Source organism: Micromonospora sp. CNZ297, from assembly GCF_007827625.1.
This window is the reverse complement of sequence record NZ_VISU01000043.1, coordinates 19,806-27,005: the sequence shown is the minus strand read 5'-3', so window position 1 is coordinate 27,005 and position 7,200 is coordinate 19,806. Positions and strand designations below refer to the sequence as shown.

The following is a 7,200-nucleotide window of genomic DNA, read 5'->3' as shown; positions in this document are numbered from 1 at the left end:
GGTCGATTGCTGTCTTACCGGGAGCCTCGTCCTACCTGGACACCGGCCTCCCACACCGCCCGTGACCTGCGCCGTCACGATGAAAATGGCTCATTGATCATCCATTACCGGCTGTTACCGCCGATACCGGAGAAGATCTTCATCTCCCCAGGTCCATCGCCCGCACAAAGCACAGATAGCTGGTGTCAGCGTCCGGTGCGGTGGCGTAGCACTGCGCGCCGTAGCTCGTCCGGTGCCCAGACGAGTATCGGGAAGGCGATCAGGATGGCGAGGATGGCGGGGCCGGGCACGGCGGTGCCGAAGATCGCCTGTAGCGGGGGCACGGTGACGATGGTGGCGGCGAAGGCGAGTTCGAACGCGATTCCCCACAGCGGGAGCCGGTTGGACGCCAGGCCGATGGAGCGCAGTGAGGCTCGGTCAGTGCGGGCGGCAAGCGCGGTGCCGACCTGACAGGCAACGATGGCGGCTCCGCATCACAGCGGAGGCAACGCCGACGATGTGCGCGGGCAGCCGGGAACTTCCTGACGTACCTGACCGACTACTCGACCGGGAGACGGCAACCGGGCAGCCCAGGGCTCGACGGGCACGAGCCACCCCGAACTAGAAATCTCCTTTCCGATCGGAGTAGTCGATGTCCGTCACCGACCTGTCCGGTGATCCCACGCCGGATGTTCCCGCCGCTGCGCAGACCGCTCGTTCGAGTCGCGAGCCCACGCCCTTTGCCGCGCTGCTGACCCGGCTGCACTTCTACGCCGGCATCCTGGTTGCCCCGTTCCTCCTGGTCGCCGCCCTGACCGGCCTGGCGTACACCATCACCCCACAGCTGGACCAGGCCCTCTACGGCGACCAGCTGGCCGTGGCCGCCGTCGGCGACCAGCCGACGACCCTCGCCCAACAGGTCACCGCCGCACGGGCCGCGCACCCCGACGGCACCATCGCCACCGTGGCGCCCGGCGCCGGCGACCGGACCACCCGGGTGGTGTTCTCGCTCGAGGAACTCGGCGACAAGCAGCACACCGTCTACGTCGACCCGTACACCGGCGAGGTCACCGGGCAGCTCACCACCTGGTTCGGCTCCACCCCGGCCACCACCTGGCTCGACGACCTGCACCGCAATCTGCACCTCGGTGAGATCGGCCGGCACTACTCGGAAATCGCCGCCAGTTGGCTGTGGGTCCTCGTGCTCGGCGGCGTCATCCTGTGGTGGCGCCGTCGCAGCGCCACCCGCGCCCGGACGACACACCTGCTCATACCGGACCTGAGCGCCCGCAAGGGAGTCCGGCGTACGCGGGGCTGGCACGCCACGACCGGTGTCTGGCTCGCGGTCGGCCTGCTGTTCCTCTCCGCCACCGGCCTGACCTGGTCCCGGTACGCCGGCGCGAATTTCGGCGCCGGCCTGGACGTCCTGCGCGCCGGCACTCCGGAACTGTCCACCACCCTCGACGGCGTGCCCCCGCCCGCTAGTGGTGGTGGGCACCAGCACGGTGGGGCGGTGACCGGCACGGCGGACAATCCGGCGTCCTTCGACATCGTCCTGACCTCCGCGCGCGGCGCCGGACTCTCGGGGCTGGTGGAGATCAGCCCTGCCGCGGAGTCCGGCCAGGCATGGACCGTCGCCCAGGTCGACAACACCTGGCCGGTCGCGAAGGACCGGATCTCTGTGGACCCCACCACCGGCGGGGTCACCGACCGCAGCGACTTCGCCGACTGGCCGATCCTCGCGCGGCTCAGCAGCCTCGGCATTCAAGCCCACATGGGAATCCTGTTCGGCCCGGTCAATCAGATCCTGCTCGCCGCGCTCGCTCTCGGCCTGCTCTGCGTCATCGTCTGGGGCTACCGCATGTGGTGGCAGCGCCGCCCCACCCGCGCCGGTCGCCGCGCACCGCTCGGCGCGCCGCCCGCCCGAGGTGGGGTCCGAGGGCTTCCGTGGTGGGCGCTGCCGCTCGGCGTACCGGTCACCGTGGCACTCGGCTGGGTACTGCCCTGGCTCGGCGTCACTCTGCTCGGCTTCCTCTTCATCGACATCGCCCTCGGCATGCTCACCCGTCGGCGCCGCCGGCCGATACCCGTCTCACCCGCCCCCGGCCGGTAGCTGACCCCGCACCGCTGTCCGGCCGCCACCGCTGCGGGTCGGCCGGACAGCGGTGGTCGCGTGTCGGTCAGCGGGGCCGGGAGCCGGTCACCGGCGGAACGGCCCGGTGACCTCCGAACCGCTCTGTCCGGTGATCCGCAGGAAGACCGAGATCTTGTCGTCGGGCGTGATCATGCAGATCTCCATGTTCCGGCAGTAACAGCAGGGTCGGCGCGGCACGGGCTGCCCGATCCCTCGGGGCGTGCAGGACCCCTTCGGCGGCTCGGCGCGGGCGACAGCGCCGGACGTGACGGTCCACGCCGTCGTGGTCGTGCCGTTCTCGGCCGTCGGCCGGTAGCGCCCAGACTCGACGGGGAGTTCATAGGTGGCACCGCGAATCCGGCTCCTGCCGCGCCGGCCCTAACCTCGACGAGCACCAGCGCCCGAAGGACCGGTGAGCACCTGGCCCAGCCAGAGCAGGTCCACCTCGCGGCCGATCGGCAGGGGCGCCGCCACCCCGCCCGCGCCCGGGCCGGCCACATCGCAGCCTTTCCCCGGCTGCATCGGTGGACGGCCTGCCGACCCACCGCACACGTACGCCAAATCTCGCCCTGCCCAGCCTGACCGTTTCCAAGGGTGGAAAGGAGGTTTTACGCTCTCAGATCGATCGGGTTGAGATATAGCACATTGTCGTTTGCCGTTGCATAATGTCCGCTGCACGCATGGTCGCACCATCGGTTTCCGATGCAGCGACGTCGACCGAAGGGAACCGATTCCGTGAAGCAGGACCACTCACCTGTGCTGCCCGGCGACGGCGCCACGGACTATGCGCGCTACATGCGACTGAACACGCTGCTCGCCCTGCAACGACGGCCGGATGAGATGATGCACCGCGACGAGTTGCTCTTCCAGGTGGTGCACCAGTCCACCGAGTTGTGGCTGAAGCTCGTCGCCGCCGAGTTGGCCGAGGCGGTCACCCGGCTGCGCGTCGGCGAGCTGGCGGTGACCGAGTCGCTGCTAACCCGGGCGACGTTGGGGATCCGACTGGTCACCGACCAGCTGGAGATGTTCCGGCACCTGTCCCCGGCCGACTTCCAGGCCATGCAACCGGCGCTGGGTAAGGGATCCGGGGCCGAGTCACCCGGATGGCGGCAGGTCCACGCTATGAGCCGGCAGCTCGGCCGGGCGTTCGCCGAGCACCTCGAAGTCCGAGGAATTGAACCGGCCGCACTGGGTCGGCCGGATCCCGCCGACCCCGTCCAGCGGCTCGCCGAGGCGCTCATCGAGTGGGACGAGCGGGTGTCGCTGTGGCGTATGCGGCACTACCGGGTCGCTCTGCGCGTCGGGGGCCACGATCCCGGCGGCGCCGAGGCGACGATGCTCGCCAAGCTCGTCGGGCACCGGTTCTTCCCTGCACTGTGGCGGGCCCGCCTGAAGCCCTCCGACGGATCCGCTAACGAATCACAGGCCGACCAACGTTGACAATCCTCGTTCACCAGTAATTGTCAATTTATCCTCACCCACCTGCGTAGCGACCGAAATGTCGAGGTGCGGTTTCGTGCGTGAACTGACGAGTTGGCTGTCCGGCGGCGGTCAGACCTGCCGTTTTCCGTACTCCGCCGTGCTGGCGGAGTTTCACCGGGTCGGTAAACACTTCGTCGAAAAGGAAGTGCTGGCTCTGCTCGACCAGGCCCGTACGCAGCTGACGGTGCCGGCGACCACGCGGGAGCCGCAGGCCCGGCTGCTGGGTGACTTCCTCGACGTCGCACTCGATAAGTGGGACGGCCGGTACGACTACCGCAGCTATCTTGCGCTGCGACTGCTCCGGCTGCCCGGCGGGGACGACGTCGCCGGCCCGTTCGGTGCCCGACGGGACCGGGACCGGCTCCTCGTTCGCCTGGTCGCCGACGTGCTGGCCTTCGAGTTGACCGCCGCCTCCGGTGCCACCGACCTGCTGCCCGAGCGGCGCCCGAGCCGGGACGTGGTGTCCAAGCGCTACCGGCTCGGCGTGCGGGCCGTGTCACCCGCTCTCGCCCGGCTGGGCATCGCCGGGATGGTCCCCGGCCGGGAAGCTGTGGCGACCCCGGACGAGCTGCGGGCCGTCGCCGCCGACGCCGATCCCGCCGGCGAGTTGGCCCTGCGGCTGAGCATGCTGCCGGTCCATGTGTCGCACGACGAGTACCTGTTCATCCGGGTGCTCCAGTCGTACGAATGCCTCTTCGCGGGGGTCGCCGAGGAGCTGCGCGCCACCATCGCCGCCCTGACCGCCGGCCAGGCGGGGCGGGCGGCCGAACGGCTGGCGTACGCCCGACAGCAGCTCACCGCCGCCGGGCCGCTGTTCGCGCTGCTGGCGACGATGCAGCCGGAGGCGTTCCGGACGTTCCGGGAGTACACCGCGGGGGCCAGCGCCATCCAGTCCCGCTCCTACAAGCTCATGGAGTCGCTGTGCCGCACACCCGAGGGGTCGCGATTGGACTCGGCCGCGTACCACCAGGTCCCGGAGGTACGCGAGCTGGTGCACGCCGGCCAGCCGTCGATCGACGACGCGTTCCGGGCGGCGGTGCGTGACGGCCTGCTCGCCGCGCCCGAAGGCGGGCGGGTCGAGGAGGAGATGCGGTCGTTCGCCGCCGCGGTATTCCAGTGGCGGCGCACGCACCACCGCCTCGCGACCCGGATGCTCGGCCCGCGGGCCGGCACCGGCTACACGGAGGGCACGCCCTATCTGGCCGCCGCCCGATCCATCCCGGTCTTCACCTCCGTCGCCTGCGAGCCCCGACCCGTCCCCCATCGCGCCGACCAGAGGCAGCCCTGAGTGAGCCCACCGCACCGGAACTCCGACCTCGATACGCCCGAGTGCCTCGACGCCAGCGCGCACGCCGCGCTGCGCGCCGAGTTTCCCCTGCTGAGCACCGGCGTCTACCTGAACAACAACTCGACGGGCGCGGTGCCGCGGGGCGCGGAACAGGTGCTCACCGGCTACTGGCGGACGCTGCGGAACTGGCGGGACGAGGTCTGGCAGGACTGGCACGCCGGCCTCGACCGGTACGCCGACTCCGTCGCCGCGTTCATCGGCGCACCGGCGGGCAGCGTGGTCACCGACGCGAACCTGAGCACGCTGCTCGCCCGGGTAGCGTCCTGTTTCGACTATCGTCCGCCGCGGAACCGGATCGTCACCACCGATCTGGAGTATCCGACGGTGCCGTTCATCTGGAACGCGTTCCGTCGGTACGGCGCCCGGCTCGACGTGGTCGGCTCGGGCGGCCCGCGGTTCGACGAGGACGCCGTCGAGGCACGGATCGACGAACGCACGCTGCTGGTGTGCATCCCGCACGCCAGCTTCTCCTCGGGGGCCACCGTCGACCTGCCCCGGCTGGTGCGGCGCGCCCACGACGTCGGCGCGCTGGTGGTCGTTGATGCCTTCCAGAGCGTAGGGGTCATGCCGATGGACGTGACGGCGCTCGGCGTCGACGTGGTTCTCGGCGGCGCGCACAAGTGGCTCTGCGGAGTCGGCACTGCCTTCCTCTACGTGCGCCCGGGTCTGGTGCCGCAGCTGGAGCCAGCGGCGACCGGCTGGCAGGCCGGTGACCGGGCCTTCACATTCCAGCCGTCGACAGGCTGGGCCGGTGGGGCCCGTCGGTTCGCCGGCGGGACGCCGTTCCCCCTGACCTCGTTGATCTCCCAGGTCGGCCTGGATCTGCTGGCCGGGGTGGGTGCCGGCCCGATTCGGCGGCACTCGCTCGCCTGCACCCAGCGGATCCTGGAGCGGGCCGCGGTGGCTGGCATCGACGTGGTCAGCCCGACCGAGCCGCACCGGCGCGGTGGCGTCGTGTGCCTGGACGTCGCCGACGGCGAGGCGGTCAAGCGGCGGTTGGTCGCTCGCGACATGGTCTGCAGCTGGCGGGGCTACCTGCGGGTCGGCCCGCACGTCTACAACACCCTCGACGAGATCGACACGTTCATGGACGCCCTGGAAGAGGAGCTGAAACGGTGAAGGTCACGCTGTCCTCACGCGCGCTGATGAGTCTGCTCGCCAACGGGCCGAAGGCCATGGACGTGCTGGAGACCGCGCTCGGCACGGGTCTGCTCGACGCCTTGGAGCCCGGGCCGGCGAGCCTCGGTGAGCTGGCCGCCCGTTTCGACGTGCGGCCCCTGCGGCTCTACAAGTTCCTCGACTGCTTGGAAAGCCTCGGTGTCGTTGAGCGCAGCGAGCCAGGTGACGACATCGCGATGGCAACGTACCGTGCGGTACCCGGCCTCCGGGATGCCGTCATGGCGGTCGTCGGCCCCGGTGCTGTCGAACGTGACCGGGACCGTTACCCCTGGCGGTTGCTGCACGGCCGGCTGGCCGAGAGCCTGCGCGGCGAGGTGAGCATGAGCGACGACGACTTCGCCTGGCCCCCGAAGACCGACGAACAGACCGCCGACTTCGAGCGCAGCATGGCCGTCGGTCTCGGTCCGGTGATCGAGACGATGCATCGCAACGCCAGCCGGCTGTGGTCGGACCGGCGCCGTCTGCTGGACATCGGCGGGGGTGACGGCACGCTCGCCGCGCACATCCTCGACGACGCGCCTGGGCTACGGGTCGACGTGTACAACCTGCCGGCCGTGGCTCCGCTGGTGGAGGCGACCCGGACCCGCACCGGGCATGTCGACAGGCTGGGTTTCGTCGGCGGCGACTTCTTCGCCGAGCCGCTGCCCTCGGGCTACGACGCCATGGCATTCGTCCGGGTGCTGCACGACTGGCCGAACGACGTCGCCCGCCGGCTGGTCGAGAAGGCGTACGCGGCCCTCGAACCGGGCGGGCTGCTGGTGATCTGCGAGGAGTTCCGCACCCCAGACCGCCTGGCGATGCAGTTCTTCTGGAGCTACTTCCTCATCGGGGTCGACAGTTGCGTCAGTCGGCTGCGGGAGGTGGAGTTCTACACCAGTCTGCTCAAGGAGGTCGGCTTCGACCGGGTGGCCGTGCTGCCCGGCGGCTGGGAGCTGGCCTGCGGGCACAAACCGGTGGCCGAAGCGTGACCCGTCCAGCCGGCGTGACGGTGCGGGCGTGGCCGCACCCGCCGCAAGTCGTCCCGGGCTCACCGTTGCCGGCCGGCGCGCCCGTCCCTGCGGCCGTGACGGCCGATCCG

Annotated in this window: 6 protein-coding genes; 5 read left to right on the top strand and 1 reads right to left on the bottom strand. The window is 70.5% G+C overall.

The window, feature by feature from the left end; all coding sequences use genetic code 11:
- Positions 1-185: 185 nt before the first annotated feature.
- Entirely contained in the window at positions 186-461 is a 276-nt protein-coding gene (locus FB454_RS33655) for a cation-translocating P-type ATPase C-terminal domain-containing protein (protein WP_145824201.1), read from the bottom strand.
- A gap of 170 nt (positions 462-631) precedes the next feature.
- On the opposite strand from FB454_RS33655, the gene FB454_RS33650 reads away from it, so the two are divergent.
- From FB454_RS33650 to FB454_RS33630, 5 genes are all read left to right on the top strand, one after another.
- Entirely contained in the window at positions 632-2,092 is a 1,461-nt protein-coding gene (locus FB454_RS33650) for a PepSY-associated TM helix domain-containing protein (RefSeq protein WP_145824200.1), read from the top strand.
- 756 nt (positions 2,093-2,848) lie between these two features.
- Positions 2,849-3,553 carry a tryptophan 2,3-dioxygenase family protein gene (locus tag FB454_RS33645; protein ID WP_071098638.1) on the top strand — a complete coding sequence of 235 codons (705 nt, stop codon included), beginning with the start codon at positions 2,849-2,851 and terminating at the stop codon, positions 3,551-3,553.
- A 58-nt stretch (positions 3,554-3,611) separates the two neighbouring features.
- Complete coding sequence (locus FB454_RS33640; protein WP_145824199.1) at positions 3,612-4,883, top strand: tryptophan 2,3-dioxygenase family protein; 1,272 nt, start codon at positions 3,612-3,614, stop codon at positions 4,881-4,883.
- Positions 4,884-6,062, top strand: a complete 1,179-nt coding sequence (locus FB454_RS33635; RefSeq protein ID WP_030274722.1) for an aminotransferase class V-fold PLP-dependent enzyme — start codon at positions 4,884-4,886, stop codon at positions 6,060-6,062.
- Positions 6,059-7,090 (top strand): methyltransferase, encoded by a 1,032-nt coding sequence (locus FB454_RS33630; protein ID WP_030504720.1) that lies wholly within the window; start codon positions 6,059-6,061, stop codon positions 7,088-7,090. The genes FB454_RS33635 and FB454_RS33630 overlap by 4 nt, the downstream gene beginning before the upstream one ends.
- The last annotated feature ends 110 nt before the right edge of the window (positions 7,091-7,200 follow it).